The 13,689-nt window shown below is 64.4% G+C and carries 17 protein-coding genes; 11 read left to right on the plus strand and 6 right to left on the minus strand.

Translation table 11 applies throughout. The features are described 5' to 3' along the window. The first annotated feature begins 74 nt into the window (after positions 1 to 74). From metX to D9M09_RS01500, 5 genes are read left to right on the plus strand one after another with little or no spacing between them, the layout of a single operon-like run. On the plus strand, positions 75 to 1,274 hold the full coding sequence (gene metX / locus D9M09_RS01480) for a homoserine O-succinyltransferase MetX (protein WP_071650235.1): 1,200 nt from the start codon (positions 75 to 77) through the stop codon (positions 1,272 to 1,274). After that, positions 1,271 to 1,882 (plus strand): methionine biosynthesis protein MetW, encoded by a 612-nt coding sequence (gene metW, locus D9M09_RS01485; RefSeq protein WP_070222822.1) that lies wholly within the window; start codon positions 1,271 to 1,273, stop codon positions 1,880 to 1,882. Before metX ends, metW begins: the two co-directional genes overlap by 4 nt. Then, the gene (locus D9M09_RS01490; RefSeq protein WP_121668419.1) at positions 1,882 to 3,141 is read left to right on the plus strand and encodes an AmpG family muropeptide MFS transporter; all 1,260 of its coding nucleotides are present in this window, start codon (positions 1,882 to 1,884) and stop codon (positions 3,139 to 3,141) included. The genes metW and D9M09_RS01490 overlap by 1 nt, the downstream gene beginning before the upstream one ends. Further along, the gene (locus D9M09_RS01495) at positions 3,122 to 4,024 is read left to right on the plus strand and encodes a M48 family metallopeptidase (protein ID WP_070289936.1); all 903 of its coding nucleotides are present in this window, start codon (positions 3,122 to 3,124) and stop codon (positions 4,022 to 4,024) included. Before D9M09_RS01490 ends, D9M09_RS01495 begins: the two co-directional genes overlap by 20 nt. 1 nt (position 4,025) lies before the next feature. Then, a complete protein-coding gene (locus D9M09_RS01500) occupies positions 4,026 to 4,937 on the plus strand; it encodes a pseudouridine synthase (protein WP_070289938.1) in 912 nt (303 codons plus the stop codon). A 134-nt stretch (positions 4,938 to 5,071) separates the two neighbouring features. On the opposite strand, the gene D9M09_RS01505 is transcribed toward D9M09_RS01500, so the two are convergent. After that, positions 5,072 to 5,848 (minus strand): exodeoxyribonuclease III, encoded by a 777-nt coding sequence (locus D9M09_RS01505; RefSeq protein WP_070222814.1) that lies wholly within the window; start codon positions 5,846 to 5,848, stop codon positions 5,072 to 5,074. A gap of 109 nt (positions 5,849 to 5,957) precedes the next feature. Between D9M09_RS01505 and pyrE the strand changes: the two genes are divergently transcribed. Beyond that, on the plus strand, positions 5,958 to 6,620 hold the full coding sequence (gene pyrE, locus D9M09_RS01510) for an orotate phosphoribosyltransferase (RefSeq protein WP_070222812.1): 663 nt from the start codon (positions 5,958 to 5,960) through the stop codon (positions 6,618 to 6,620). Here pyrE and D9M09_RS01515 read toward each other — a convergent pair. Beyond that, positions 6,617 to 6,871, minus strand: coding sequence for a GNAT family N-acetyltransferase (locus tag D9M09_RS01515; RefSeq protein WP_070222810.1), 255 nt, complete (start codon positions 6,869 to 6,871; stop codon positions 6,617 to 6,619). The two genes, pyrE and D9M09_RS01515, sit on opposite strands and share 4 nt — an antisense overlap. After that, entirely contained in the window at positions 6,859 to 7,602 is a 744-nt protein-coding gene (locus D9M09_RS01520) for a sulfite exporter TauE/SafE family protein (RefSeq protein WP_121668421.1), read from the minus strand. The genes D9M09_RS01515 and D9M09_RS01520 overlap by 13 nt, the downstream gene beginning before the upstream one ends. A gap of 125 nt (positions 7,603 to 7,727) precedes the next feature. On the opposite strand from D9M09_RS01520, the gene D9M09_RS01525 reads away from it, so the two are divergent. The 5 genes from D9M09_RS01525 (at position 7,728) to D9M09_RS01545 (ending at position 10,655) form a co-directional block, all read left to right on the plus strand. Next, positions 7,728 to 8,621, plus strand: a complete 894-nt coding sequence (locus D9M09_RS01525; protein WP_070222806.1) for a LysR substrate-binding domain-containing protein — start codon at positions 7,728 to 7,730, stop codon at positions 8,619 to 8,621. A gap of 21 nt (positions 8,622 to 8,642) precedes the next feature. Continuing rightward, on the plus strand, positions 8,643 to 9,509 hold the full coding sequence (locus D9M09_RS01530; protein WP_121668422.1) for an alpha/beta fold hydrolase: 867 nt from the start codon (positions 8,643 to 8,645) through the stop codon (positions 9,507 to 9,509). Between the two features lie 95 nt (positions 9,510 to 9,604). After that, positions 9,605 to 9,796: a YqaE/Pmp3 family membrane protein gene (locus D9M09_RS01535; protein WP_070222801.1), complete on the plus strand. Its 192-nt coding sequence runs from the start codon at positions 9,605 to 9,607 to the stop codon at positions 9,794 to 9,796. 65 nt (positions 9,797 to 9,861) lie between these two features. Then, positions 9,862 to 10,326, plus strand: coding sequence for a carboxypeptidase-like regulatory domain-containing protein (locus D9M09_RS01540; protein ID WP_121668423.1), 465 nt, complete (start codon positions 9,862 to 9,864; stop codon positions 10,324 to 10,326). Next, a complete protein-coding gene (locus tag D9M09_RS01545) occupies positions 10,326 to 10,655 on the plus strand; it encodes a hypothetical protein (RefSeq protein WP_121668424.1) in 330 nt (109 codons plus the stop codon). The genes D9M09_RS01540 and D9M09_RS01545 overlap by 1 nt, the downstream gene beginning before the upstream one ends. A gap of 21 nt (positions 10,656 to 10,676) precedes the next feature. On the opposite strand, the gene D9M09_RS01550 is transcribed toward D9M09_RS01545, so the two are convergent. The 3 genes from D9M09_RS01550 to D9M09_RS01560 form a co-directional block, all read right to left on the minus strand. Next, complete coding sequence (locus D9M09_RS01550; RefSeq protein ID WP_121668425.1) at positions 10,677 to 11,714, minus strand: oxidoreductase; 1,038 nt, start codon at positions 11,712 to 11,714, stop codon at positions 10,677 to 10,679. Between the two features lie 247 nt (positions 11,715 to 11,961). Then, on the minus strand, positions 11,962 to 13,209 hold the full coding sequence (locus tag D9M09_RS01555; protein WP_121668426.1) for a M56 family metallopeptidase: 1,248 nt from the start codon (positions 13,207 to 13,209) through the stop codon (positions 11,962 to 11,964). Further along, positions 13,206 to 13,589: a BlaI/MecI/CopY family transcriptional regulator gene (locus D9M09_RS01560; RefSeq protein ID WP_121668427.1), complete on the minus strand. Its 384-nt coding sequence runs from the start codon at positions 13,587 to 13,589 to the stop codon at positions 13,206 to 13,208. Before D9M09_RS01560 ends, D9M09_RS01555 begins: the two co-directional genes overlap by 4 nt. Between the last annotated feature and the right edge of the window lie 100 nt (positions 13,590 to 13,689).

A 13,689-nucleotide genomic window follows, 5' to 3' on the forward strand; every position in this document is an offset into this window, starting at 1 on the left:
TTGCAGTACCTATCATCGCGGTGCTGCATCGACCATGGCCCGTGGGGCCGCCCCCCTTTTATAAACCGACACACATGTCATCCATTGGAATCGTTTCGCCGCAAACTATGTATTTTGCGCAACCCCTGCAGCTGCAAAGCGGCGCATCGCTGCGGGACTATATGTTGATGTATGAAACCTACGGCACCCTGAACGCCGACAAATCGAACGCGGTGCTGGTCTGCCACGCCCTGAACGCCTCGCACCACGTGGCCGGCGTCTATGCGGACGAGCCGAAAAGCACGGGCTGGTGGGACAATATGGTCGGCCCCGGCAAGCCGCTCGACACGGACAAATTCTTCGTCATCGGCGTCAACAACCTCGGCTCCTGCTTCGGCTCGACGGGCCCCATGCACACCAATCCCGCCACCGGCAAGCCATATGGCGCTTCCTTCCCCGTCGTGACGGTGGAAGACTGGGTCAGCGCGCAGGCGCGCCTGGCCGATGAACTGGGCATCACCCAGTTCGCCGCCGTGATGGGCGGATCGCTGGGCGGCATGCAGGCGCTGGCGTGGAGCATCATGTTCCCCGAGCGGCTGCGCCACTGCGTGGTGATCGCCTCGACGGCCAAGCTGTCGGCGCAAAACATCGCCTTCAATGACGTGGCGCGCCAGGCCATCCTGTCCGACCCCGATTACCATGGCGGCGACTTCTATGCGCACGGCGTGGTGCCGAAGAACGGCTTGCGCGTGGCGCGCATGGTGGGCCACATCACGTATCTGTCGAATGACGACATGGCCGAGAAATTCGGCCGCAAGCTGCGCGACGCGGCGCAGACGGGCGACTACAAATTCGGCTTCGGCATCGACTTCGAGATCGAATCGTATCTGCGCTACCAGGGAGACAAGTTCTCCGAGTACTTCGACGCGAACACGTATTTATTGATCACCAAGGCGCTCGACTATTTCGATCCGGCGCGCGCGCATGGCGGCGACCTGGCCAAAGCCCTGTCGGGTACCAAGGCCAGGTTCTTCCTCGCCTCGTTTTCCACCGACTGGCGTTTTTCGCCCGAGCGCAGCCGCGAAATCGTCGAAGCGCTGGTGTGCAACCGCCGCCAGGTCACGTATGCCGAAATCGACGCGCCGCACGGCCACGACGCCTTCCTGCTGGAAGATGCGCGCTACATGAACATGGTGCGCGCCTATTATGGCCAGGTTTGGAACGACATCGGGGCGGGCTTGCCCGCTCCTGCACCGCACACCGCCGTCCGCCAGGGCGCCAAGGAGACCGCATGACTTTTGACGAATTGAGCGCGCTGCGCCCCGACCTGGCCTTCATCGCCCATTGGGTGCCGAACAACGCGCATGTGCTGGACGTGGGCTGCGGCGAAGGCGTGATGCTGCAGTATCTGCAAAGCGACAAGGAGTGCAGCGGCTATGGCATCGAGATCGCCGACGACAAGGTGCTGGCCAGCACCCTGCGCGGCGTGAACGTGATTCAGCAGGACATGGAAAAGGGCCTGGCCATCTTTGGCGACAACAGTTTCGATACGGTGTTGTGCCTGTCGTCGCTGCAGATGATGAAGCAGGTCGAGCCGCTGCTGCGCGACATCGTGCGCGTGGGCGCCGAGGCTATCGTCTCGTTCCCCAACTTTGCCTACTGGCCGCACCGCGTGGCCTTGCTGAAAGGCCGCATGCCCGTGTCGAAGTCGCTGCCCTACCAGTGGTACGACACGCCCAACGTGCGCTGCGCCACCATCAACGACTTCCGCGAGCTGGCCGAGGAATGCGGCCTGGAAGTGATCGAATGCGTGGCCCTGGCCGAAGGCAAGATGGTTTCCGTGCTGCCGAACCTGCGCGGCGACCTGGCCGTCTTCCGCCTGCGTAAAAAAGCGGTGCATTGATGAGCACAAGCCCGGCGCCCGGCTGGCGTTCCTATGCCAATGGCCGCATGCTGGCCGTGCTGGTGCTGGGCTTCAGTTCCGGCCTGCCCCTGTTCATCCTGCTGTACCTGCTGCAGGCATGGCTGGCCAAGTCGGGCTTGAACGTCAAGGCGCTGGGGCTGTTCGCCCTGGTGCAGTTCCCGTACATCTGGAAATTCCTGTGGGCGCCCCTGATGGACCGCTACCGCATCCTGGGACTGGGACGCCGGCGCGGCTGGATGGCGCTCACGCAAGTGGCGCTGTTCTTTTCCATCGGCGCCATGGGCATGCTCGATCCGCTCACGCAGATCGGCCTGATCGCGGCCGCCGCCGGCGGCGTGGCCTTTCTGTCGGCCAGCCAGGACATCGTCATCGACGCCTACCGGCGTGAAATCCTTGCCGACAACGAGCAGGGCCTGGGCGCGGCCGTCATCGTCAACGCGTATAAAGTGGCGGGCATGGTGCCGGGCGCGCTGTCGCTGATCCTGGCCGACCGCATGCCATGGCAGCCCGTGTTCTGGATCACGGCCGCCTTCATGCTGCCGGGCCTCATGTGCACCTTGCTGATCAGGGAACCCACCGTGTACGGCTCGCCGCCAAAGACCATGCGCGAAGCGATCATCCTGCCGTTCCAGGAATTCATCGCACGCGATGGTTGGCGTAGCGCAATGTGGATACTTGCCTTCGTATTACTCTACAAAATCGGCGACAGCATGGCCACGGCGCTGGCGACGAAGTTCTATCTGGACCTGGGTTTTTCCATGACGCAGATCGGCCTGGCCGCCAACACCACGGGTTTCTGGGCCAGCCTGGCCGGTGGCGTGGTCGGTGGCGTGTGGATGCTCAAGCTGGGCATCAACCGGGGCCTGTGGGTGTTTGGCGCGCTGCAGGCGATCGCGATTCTGGGTTTCGCCTGGCTGGCGCAGGTGGGGCCGAATACCATGCTGCTCAGCGCCGTGATCGGTTTTGAAGCCTTCGCCAGCCTGGGCCTGGGCGCGGCCGCCTTTGTCGCGTTCCTGTCGCGCACCACGGACCCGCGCTATACGGCCACGCAATATGCCTTGTTTTCCAGCCTGAGCGCCGTGCCGCGCACCCTGATCAATGCCTCGGTGGGCTTTCTGGTCGCGGAATTGGGCTGGTTCTCGTTTTTCATCGTGTGCTTCTTCCTGGCCTTTCCGGCCATGATGATGCTGCCTAAAATTGCTCCATGGAGGTCTGCCAATGGCACCAATATCCCTTAAACGTTACGCCATCCTGGCCAGCCTGTGCGCGGCCACCGCGCTGGCGCCCCTGTCCGCCCATGCCCAGCAGGCGACGGTCCAGGACGGCATCAAGGTGCGTCCCCTGTCGACGTCGCGCATCTTTGCCGGCGGCGCCGATTTCAATGCACAATCGAAGCAGCAATATGCGCAGCTGGTCAACGAGGCGAAGGAAAAAAATGCGCTGGTGCCCGACAGCGATCCGCAAGTGAAACGCCTGCGCGCCATCGCCCAGCGCATCATCCCGTTTGCCACGCGCTGGAACGAGGCGGCGGCCGACTGGAACTGGCAGGTCAACCTGCTCAATTCCGACCAGGTCAATGCATTCTGCATGCCGGGCGGGCAGATCGCTTTTTACAGCGGCATCATCACCAAGCTCAATCTGACCGACGACGAAGTAGCCATCGTCATGGGGCATGAAATCTCGCATGCGCTGCGCGAACACTCGCAGGCGCAGGCGGGCAAGGGCAACCTGGCCGCCGTCGGCGCCAAGCTGGCCGGCGCCGGACTGTCGGCCTGGCTCGGTGTCGATCCGAGCATCACCAGTACCGCCACGAATATGGCGGCGCAGGGCGTGATGCTGAAGTTTTCGCGCGACGATGAACGCGAAGCGGACTTGATCGGCATGGACCTGGCCGCGCGCGCCGGTTTCGACCCGCGCGCCGGTGTCATCCTGTGGCAGAAAATGGCGGCCGTGAGCAAGGGCGCGCCGCCGGAATTCCTCTCGACGCACCCGTCGGGCAAGGACCGTATCTCGCAGATGAACAGCCACATGGCGCAAGTGCTGCCCCTGTACGCGCGCAGCAAGGGCGTCAGCGTGGACGCCTTGCCGCCATACCGCAGCAACGCCATCGCGCAGCGCTAGGATGACCAAGCGTCACGCCGCCGCACCTTTGCCCATGCGCGACGGCGTGGCGGCCAGCTACCTGTGGCTGCCGGAAGGGCAGTGGCCGGACATGCTGTCCTTTCTGGTCGAGCGCTATCCGCAGATCAGCGCCGCGCAATGGAGGGACCGCATGGCGCGCGGTGAAGTGGTCGATGGCGACGGCGCCGTGCTGGCGCCCGGCAGCGGATACAAGCGCGGCATGCGCATTTTTTACTACCGCGAGCTGGAGCGGGAAACGCCGATTCCCTTCCAGGAAGATATCCTGTTTCAGGACGAGCATCTGATCGTGGTCGACAAGCCGCATTTCCTGCCCATGACGCCGGGCGGGCGCTTCGTGCAGGAGACCTTGCTGACGCGCCTGAAGAAACGGCTCGATAGCGCCGACCTCACGCCGATCCACCGCCTCGACCGCGAGACGGCCGGCGTGGTGATTTTTTCGCGCCAGATCGCCAGCCGTGGCGCCTATCAGTCGCTGTTCCAGCGCCGCGAGGTGCGCAAGACGTACGAGGCGCTGGCGCCCGTGCTGGCGGGACGCGATTTTCCATTTACCTACCACAGCCGCATGGTCGAGGGCGCGCAGTTTTTCCTCATGCGCGAGGAAGCGGGCGAGCCGAACTCGGAAACCGTCATCGACGTGATCGAAGAGCGCGGCGGCGTGAATCTGTACCGGCTGCAGCCGCATACGGGGCGCAAGCACCAGCTGCGCGTGCACCTGGCCTCGCTGGGCATCCCCATCGTCAACGATGCGTTTTACCCGGTGGCCCTGCCGTGCAAGGAAGACGACATGTCGCAGCCCTTGCAGCTGCTGGCGCGGGCCATCGATTTCACGGACCCTTTGAGCGGCGAGCCGCGCCATTTCGAAAGCCGGCGCGTGCTGGCGTGGCATGCTTAATCCGCCACCATCACTGACGTGCCAACAATGCTGTCGGATTACGGTCCTGCGGACCTAATCCGACCTACGGCAGATTCAGCGTAGGTCGGGTTAGCGCGCAGCGCGTAAGCCGACACCACCACGGACGTATCAGATCAGCCCTTGACCGTGTAATCGATGATCAACGGTGCGTGATCGGAAAACCGCTCGTCCTTGTAGACGCTGACCGTATGCGCCTGGGCTGCGATGCCGGGCGTGGCGACGTGGTAATCGATGCGCCAGCCCACGTTCTTCGCGTAGGCTTGTCCGCGGTTGCTCCACCACGTGTACTGGTCTTCGCGCTTGTCCAGGCCGCGGTGCACGTCGACAAAGCCCACTTCGTCGAAGACGCGCGTCAGCCACGCACGCTCTTCCGGCAGGAAGCCGGAATTCTTTTTGTTGCCCTTCCAGTTCTTCAGGTCGATTTCATGGTGGGCGATGTTCCAGTCGCCGCAGATGACCACTTCGCGGCCCAGCGCCTTCAATTCCAGCAGGTGCGGCAGGAACAGTTCCATGAAGCGAAACTTGGCTTCCTGGCGTTCCGGCCCGGACGAGCCGGACGGGCAGTACACGGAAATGACGGACAGGTTGCCAAAATCGCAGCGCACGTAGCGGCCTTCGGCATCGAATTCAGGGCTGCCGAAACCGATATGCACGGCGTCCGGTTCCACCTTGCTGTATACGCCCGTGCCGGAGTAGCCCTTTTTCTCGGCATAGTGGAAATGGCCATGGTAGCCGTGCGGGTTGAGGAATTCCGGCGTCATGTCGGGCAGCTGCGCCTTCAATTCCTGCACGCAGATGAAATCGGCCGTCTGCGTGCCCATCCAGTTGAAAAAGCCTTTTTTGGCGGCGGAACGGATGCCGTTCAGGTTGGCGGAGATAATTTTTGGCATAGAGTGAGAATGAAAAGGGCGCTGGACGGGGCCGGCGGGCGCGGCATGGCGATTGTCTCGCCGCTGCGCGCGGATTAAAATACAGGCACTTTTAAAAAATGAGGCTAATGTGAATAATTTACGCCAGCAGTTTATCGCGTTTTCAGTATCCAAGGGAGTCTTGCGGTTTGGCGAGTTCACCACCAAGGCCGGGCGATCATCGCCGTACTTCTTCAATGCGGGCCTGTTCCATGACGGCGCCACCCTGGCCGAACTGGCGCAGTTCTACGCGCAGACCCTGCTCGACTCGGGCGTGGAATTCGACATGCTGTTCGGCCCCGCCTACAAGGGCATCACCCTGGCGTCGGCCACCGCCGTGGCGCTGGCCGGCAAGGGCCGCAACACCTCGTTCGCCTTCAACCGCAAGGAAGCCAAGGACCATGGCGAAGGCGGCACCATCGTCGGCGCCAAGCTGCATGGTAAAGTCGTCATCATTGACGATGTGATCTCGGCCGGCACTTCGGTGCGCGAATCGGTGGACATGATCCGCGCCGCCGGTGCCGAACCATGCGCCGTGCTGATCGCCCTGGACCGCATGGAGCGTTCGGGCCCGGACGGCCAGCTGTCGCCAAGTTCGGCGGTGCAGGAAGTGTCGAAACAGTACGGCATTCCCGTCATCTCGATCGGCAACCTGGACGACTTGTTCGGCTACCTGAACGGCGCGGGCGCCGATCCGGAACTGCTCCAATACAAGGATGCCGTTTCCGCGTACCGCACGCGCTACGGTATTTAAGTCGTCTTTTCCAGCAGCGCCCGCAGCCGCGGGTCGCTGCAGGCGGCGCCAGCTTGCGGATGGCATTGCAGCAGCCGCTGCAGCAGCGCGCCGCCGATGCCGCGCCGGCGGAACGGCGGTTTCACGAACAGCATGTTCACCGTCACTTCATCGGCGTCTCTGCTGATATCGAGCATGGCCACCTGCTGGCCGTCGATCCACGCGCACAGCGCGCTGTCCCCTTGCCAGTCTATCCGCATCACGCCAGCCATGGTTTGACCGCCGCATGCAGGCCCAGGGCGAACAGGCCGATAAAAAAGCAGCGCTTGAATACCTGCTGCGCGATTCGCCCGCGCAGCCATTGACCGGCCAGCATGCCGGCCAGCGCCGGCAGCAGCGCATACGCGGATGCGCCGGCCGCGCCGAGGCTGAAGTCGCCGTGCAGGGCCAGGCTGGCCGCCAGCGCCACGGTCGAAGCCGTAAACGCCAGGCCCAGCGCCTGCACCAGCGCGTCGCGCGCCAGGCCCAGTCCCTGCAGATATGGCACGGCGGGGATCACGAATACGCCCGTGGCGGCCGTCACCAGTCCCGTCGCCGCGCCGGCCAATGGCCCCAGCCACGCTTCGTGCCGCGCCGGCACGCGCAGCTGCAGCGAGAACAGGCCCGCCAGCGCATACAGCATCAGCGCCACGCCCAGCGCGACGACGGCCCAGGCACCGCTGTCGGCCGGCAGCAGGGCGCCGCCCGCCACGGTAGCGGCCATGACGGCGGCCAGCATGGGCCACAGGCGCCCCAGCAGGGCGCGCAGGCCGGGGCCGGCCGCCAGTTGCCACACATTCGTCACCATCGACGGCACGATCAGGAGGGCTGCCGCCTGCACGGGCGGCATGACGAGGCTGAGCGTGCCCATGGCCACCGTCGGCAAGCCCAATCCGACTACGCCTTTGACGAAACCAGCGACGAGGAAGCTGGCGCCGACGGCCAGCAGAAATGACGTCTCCATTTTTTCTGTTCCACAGTGAATTGCGTGGATTCTGCGCGCGCTGGGCGGTTTCGCCAAGGTGGATTATTTTGAGTCAGCCTCAGTAAAATACGAAGGCTGGTAAGATGGTGAAAAGGGGAGCCGTCATGCGCTTTGATCTGGTCGATTTGCAGCTGTTCGTCAACGTGGTGGAAGCGGGCAGCCTGACGGCGGGCGCCGCGCGCAGCCATCTCGCATTGGCCTCCAGCAGTGCGCGCGTGCGCGGCATGGAAGAGATGCTGGGCATGCCCTTGCTGCTGCGCGGACGGCGCGGCGTGGAGCCGACGCCCGTGGGCCAGACCTTGCTGCATCACGCGCGCCTCGTCTTGCTGCAAATGGAGAAAATGCGTGGCGAGCTTGGCGAGTTTGCGCGCGGCTTGAAAGGGCAGTTGCGCCTGCTGTGCAATACGGCCGCGCTCAGCGAATTTTTGCCCGAGGCGCTAGGCGCTTTTCTCGACCGCCATCCGAACCTGACCATCGACCTGGAAGAGCGCCTCAGTTACGATATCGTCAAGGCCGTCTCGGAAGGGCTGGCCGACATGGGCATCGTGTCCGACTCGGTCGACATGCGCGGCTTGCAGACGTTTCTGTTCCGCCCCGACCGGCTGGTGGTGATCGCCGCGGCCGACGGCGTGCATCACCGCGCCCTGGGCCAGGATGGCGTCGTCGCGTTCTCCACGCTGCTGGATCACGATTTCATCGGCCTGGCCGACGACAGCGCGATGCAGCAGTATCTGGGCATGCATGCGGCACGCCTGGGCCGCCCCTTGAAGGTGCGCGTGCGCCTGCGCAGCTTCGATGCCGTGTGCCGCATGGTGGCCAGCGGCGTGGGCATCAGCGTGGTGCCGCTGGCGGCGGCCAGCCGCTGCCAGCAGACGATGGCGCTGCGCTGCCTGGAATTATCCGATCCCTGGTCGGTACGCAATCTGACGATCTGCGTGCGCCAGTTCAGTGAATTACCCCTGTATGCGCGCCAGTTGATCGATCATCTGAAGGCGTGACAGGGCATGACAGGAGCAGCGATGCGTTTTTCAGAAGACAAGATGGCCAGCCTGCTGTGCAGCGACCGGATCGAGCGGCCCATCCACATCTGGCAGCCGGAGCATCCCCGCGCCGTGATCCTGGCGATCCACGGCGGCATGGCGCATGCGGGCGACTACGTCACGCCGGCGCTATACTTCCGCCAGCACGGCATCGCCACCGTCAGCTTCGACATGGTGGGCCACGATGGCAAGCGCAAGGTGGACATCCCCTCGTTCGACGCCTTCCTCGACGACGAGGAGCTGTTCCTCGCCTGGGTCAAGCAGGCGTATCCGGGCGTGCCGATCTTCGTCATGGGCCACTCCATGGGCGGCCTGATCGCCACCCACCTGGGGCTGCGCCGCTTTGCGGGCGATCCGGCCATCAAGGGATTTGTGATTTCATCGCCGTATTACGTGAATGCGATTCCCGTGCCGAAGGTGCTGCAGATGCTGTCGGGCTGGCTGGCGCGGCGCTTCCCCACGATGAAGGTGCCGCTGGGTAACCTGACCATGCTGCTCACGCACGATCAAACCATCACCGCGCGTCATTTCCAGGACGAGCGCGACGGCATCCGCGCCAGTGCGGCGTCGGTGCGGTTTGCCCATGCGCTGACGTCGGCGCAAAAGGAACTGGCGGGCGGCCTGTCGGACTGGCGCTTCCCCCTGTTCGCCGCAGTGGCGGGCGACGACAAGCTGGCCGACAGCCGCGCCACGGAAAGCCTGCTGCGCAGCGTGCCAGATGGCTTGCTCGACTATCATTTTTATCCGGCCAATTATCACGAGAATTTCAATGAAGTGAACCGCGAAGCGATCTTTGCCGCCATCCTGGCCTGGATGGAGAAACTGCTGGCACCCGTGCAGGCTTGACGGCCGGGTATCGTTATAATCGGCTTGACTGCATTTACCGCCGGCGCCTGCCGGCCCGGTCCCCGCGGCACAGGGGAATACTCAAGGAACGAACGATGCGCTTGCTGATTGCCCTGTTACTCCCATGGCTGACCTTTTTCACGATCGGCCGTCCGATCGCCGGCATCATTTGCCTGATCCTGCAAATCACCTTGATCGGCTGGCTGCCGGCCACGATCTGGGCCGTGTATGCGCTGAGCCAGTACAAGACGGACCAGAAGATCGCCGACGCCATGCGCCGGCGTTGATATAGGGCTAAGGCCTGTTTAAGCTGCGCTTCCTATCTTGATTCAACCGACATGAGGAGAGTGAGATGGCATCAAACAGACGCGGTACCCTGAGCCTGGCGGCGGCGATGCTGGCCGCCGGGCTGTTGCTGGGAAGTGCGGCGCAGGCGCAAACCGACGGTGCACTGCCGCCCGTGCAGAAGAGCGGGGCGGTGGAATACCTGAGCGGCGGCATCGGCCTCGATGAGTCGACGGCCATCAAGAGCGCCAGCCGACATTGGCCCTTGAGTCTCGTGTTTTCCGTGCAGGCGGCGGGCAAGGCGGAATTTGCCTCCGACGTGAAGCTGGAAATACGCGATGCCAAGGGCGCTCCGGTGCTGGACACGACGGCCAGCGGACCGTTCCTGCTGGCGAAACTGCCGCCAGGCAGCTACAGCCTGCGCGCCACCCTGGCCGGCAAGTCGCTGGAGCGCAAGGTGCAGATCAAGGCGGGCAGTTCCGCGCGCGTGGAGCTGGTCTGGCCGGCGGGAACGAACCAGGGCCGGCCTTGATGTCTGGCGACGGCAAGGCGCCCGAACGGGACTTGTCGGCGCGGGGCTTGTCGGCGCATATCCTGCCCACGTCGGCGACGATGGTCGGCGTGTGCATGACGGTGCTGTCGATCGGGCATCTGGCGCCGCGCGGCGACATGCGCGTGGCCATCGACAAGCTGCTCGCCGTCGATGCCATCGTCTTTCTCGTCAGCGCAGTGCTCTCGTTCATGTCGCTGCGCCCCGGCCAGTCGCGCTTGCGCTACGAATCGTGGGGCGAACTGCTGTTCATCTGCGGCCTGGCCCTGCTGGCGCTGGGCGCCGTGGTGCTGGCCTTCGTCATCAACTGACCGCGATCAGCTGACATCGAATCAGCTGACCGCGAGCACGCGCCCTTCGGCAGCGCTTTGCAAGGCCAGTTCGATCAGGCGTATCGTCGCTGCCGCATCCTCGGCCGCCACCGGCGCCGGTGCGCCGTGGCGGATGGCGTCGGCCATGCCCTGGTAAAAGTCCTGGTAGCGGCCCGCCTGCATTTCGAGGTGTTCGCAATGGCCGTCCGGCTGCGTGCCCAGGTGCAGCGCGCCGCGCACGGGGGCCACGCCCCAGCCGGGCTGGCCCGGCCTGCCGCCCGCCTTAAGCGCATCTTCCTGCGGATCGAGGCCGAATTTCACGAAACTGCCCTTTTCGCCATGCACGGCGAAGCGCGCCGTCGGCGCCTTCACCAGGCAGCCCGCTTGCAGCACCACGCGCAGCCGGTCGTAATACAAAACGATGTGCATGTAGTCGACGGCTTGCGCGCCATCGCGCTGCAGGACGATATCGGCGTACAGTTTTTCCGGCTTGCCGAACAGCTGCATGGCCTGGTCCAGCATGTGCGGACCCAGGTCGTACAGCAAGCCGCCGCCCGGCGCGCCGGATTCGCGCCAGCGCTGGCGGATCTCGGGGCGGAAGCGGTCGAAGTGCGATTCGACGCTGGCGATGCGCCCCAGCGTGCCTTGTGCCAGCAGCGCTTTCAGGGTCAGGAAATCGCCATCCCAGCGCCGGTTGTGGTACACGCTGAGCACCAGCTTGCGCTCTTTCGCCAGCGCGATCAGACTCTGCGCCTCGGTGCTGGAAATGGTGAAGGGCTTGTCGACCACCACGTGCTTGCCCGCTTGCAGGGCCGCTTGCGCCAGGCTGAAGTGCGCCTCGTTGGGGGCGGCGATGACGACCAGCTCGATGGACGGATCGGCAAACAGCTGCGCCGCATCCGCATACACGGTGGCGTGCGGCCAATCCTTGTGCACGAGCTCGGGCTTGCTGGAGGCGACGGCCGTTAATTCCAGGGCATCGATGGCGGACAGGACGGGAGCGTGGAAGGTGGAGCCGGCAAAGCCGTAGCCGACCAGGCCGGTTTTGATCTTGTTCATGGCGGGTTCACAGGTGCGTGGAAGAATCCATGATCATACCCGCAAGCGGGCGGCGGCACCGCTGCAGCAATGCTGCCACGATGCCGCCGCGCATGCTTTAGAGCCTATCCCAGTAGGGAGCGTCTTTTGCAAGCAGCACATCAGGAGCGCGGACAAGGCGCGAGGAGGACGCGTGGCGAGCCACGCGACGACTCCCCGCTTCTGAGGGGCGCTTGCAAGAGATGTATTCATCTACTGGGATAGGATCTTAGTTCAGGCTCCAGACGTATTGCACCTTGACGCTGGCGCTGACCGGCTTGCCGCCAGCGAGGGCCGGCTTGAACGTGCACTTGGCAATGCCAGTGCGCGCCGCCTCGTCGAGGGCAGGATGGCCGCTGCTCTTGACCACGCTTGACCCTTGGACCTTGCCGGTGGCGTCGACATCAAAGGACAGGTTGACCGTGCCCGTTTCCTTCGCCTGCAGCGATGCGGGCGGGTAGACCGGTTTGCCGCACACGCCAAAGTCGATGACGGGGCGGCGCTCCAGCACGGGTGCGCTGTCGGCGGCGACGGCCTGGCCGTAGATGCCGAGGCAGGCGCCGGCCAATGCCAGCAGCGGCACGGCCGCCTTCCAGTTCAGGGCTTGTGGTGCGGGGCGCAGCAATCGTTTGATACGTGACATAAGATCTCCTCCGTTGGCCGCCTGGGCCAGGTGGTGGGTTGAGAACTGGAGACGTTCCAGTTCCGAGAGTGCAAGAGCCAGACGCCGCGGTTCGCCCAGTTGTCTTGCTGCGAAATCATCTGCAATATGTTCGCGTTCGAGGCGCACGCCGCGTGAAATCCACCAGACGGCAGGGTGGAAGAACAGCAGCGCCTCGATGGCGTTTTGCAGCAGGTTGACCAGATAATCGTGGCGCCGGATGTGCGCCAGTTCATGCGCCAGCAGCGCATCGAGCAGGTGCGGCGGCATGCCGGTGATCAGCGCCGCAGGCACCAGCACCATGGGGCGCCAGATGCCGGCCGTGAGCGGACTGGCGATGTTGTCGAGCACGCGCAGCCGCACGGGCCGCGCCACGCCGGCATCGTGCGCCATGCGCGACAGCCTTGTCTGCAGCTGTGCATGCGTGGTGCCCGTGTTCCTGGCGCTGCGCTCTATCCACAGCATGCCCAGCGCCATGCGCACGGCCAGCACGGCGGCGCACAGGGCCCAGACGCCGACGACGGCGCGCAGCAGCAGGTCCAGGTCGGGCAGGCTGTCGGGCGCCAGCAGGGCGGCGGACAGCAAGGCGCTGGAGTACAGCGCGCCCGTGGCATCGGCCCCGGCCAGGCGCAGATACAAGCCCGCCGCCGGCCACGCCAGGCAGGCCAGCAGGGCGCCGCAACCGACGGCGTAGCGCGCCTCGGGACGCGCATTGCGCAGGGCCGCCCACGCCAGCGCCGTGGCGCAGCCGATCAGCAGCCCTTGCCACAGGAAGTGCAGCAGGGTCCAGCCCAGCGCCGGCACGAAGCCGCTCATGACTGATCGTCCTTGAGCATTTTTTCGATTTCCTCGCGTTCGGCGCGCGACACGCCCGTGCGCAGCGCCGCCAGCACCAGCGCCTTGGCCGAACCGGCAAAGGCCTTCTGCATCAGTTCCTTCAGCAGATTCGTCTGCAGGCTGTCCTGCGCCTGGGCCGGCGCATACACGTGCGAGCGCTGGCTTTCGTCGCGGATCAGCAAGCCCTTGCCATGCATGATCTGCATCAGGCGCAGCACGGTGCCATAGGTGATGGCCGGCTTGGCCAGCGTCAGCGCCTCGTGCACCTGCTTGGCCGTGGCCGCACCCAGCGGCCACAGCGCCTGCAGCAGATCGAGCTCGGCTGCCGTCGGTTTCGGGATGTCGTGCGTCTTGGTCATGCGGTTTTCCTCTTGCCTGAAATTCAATATGGCTAGATTACTCGTTGTAGACAAAAATGTATACTTTAATTTTCAGTGGCGTATAAACGCCTGTCAGACG

The organism is Janthinobacterium agaricidamnosum (assembly GCF_003667705.1).
Classification (GTDB): Bacteria; Pseudomonadota; Gammaproteobacteria; order Burkholderiales; family Burkholderiaceae_D; genus Janthinobacterium.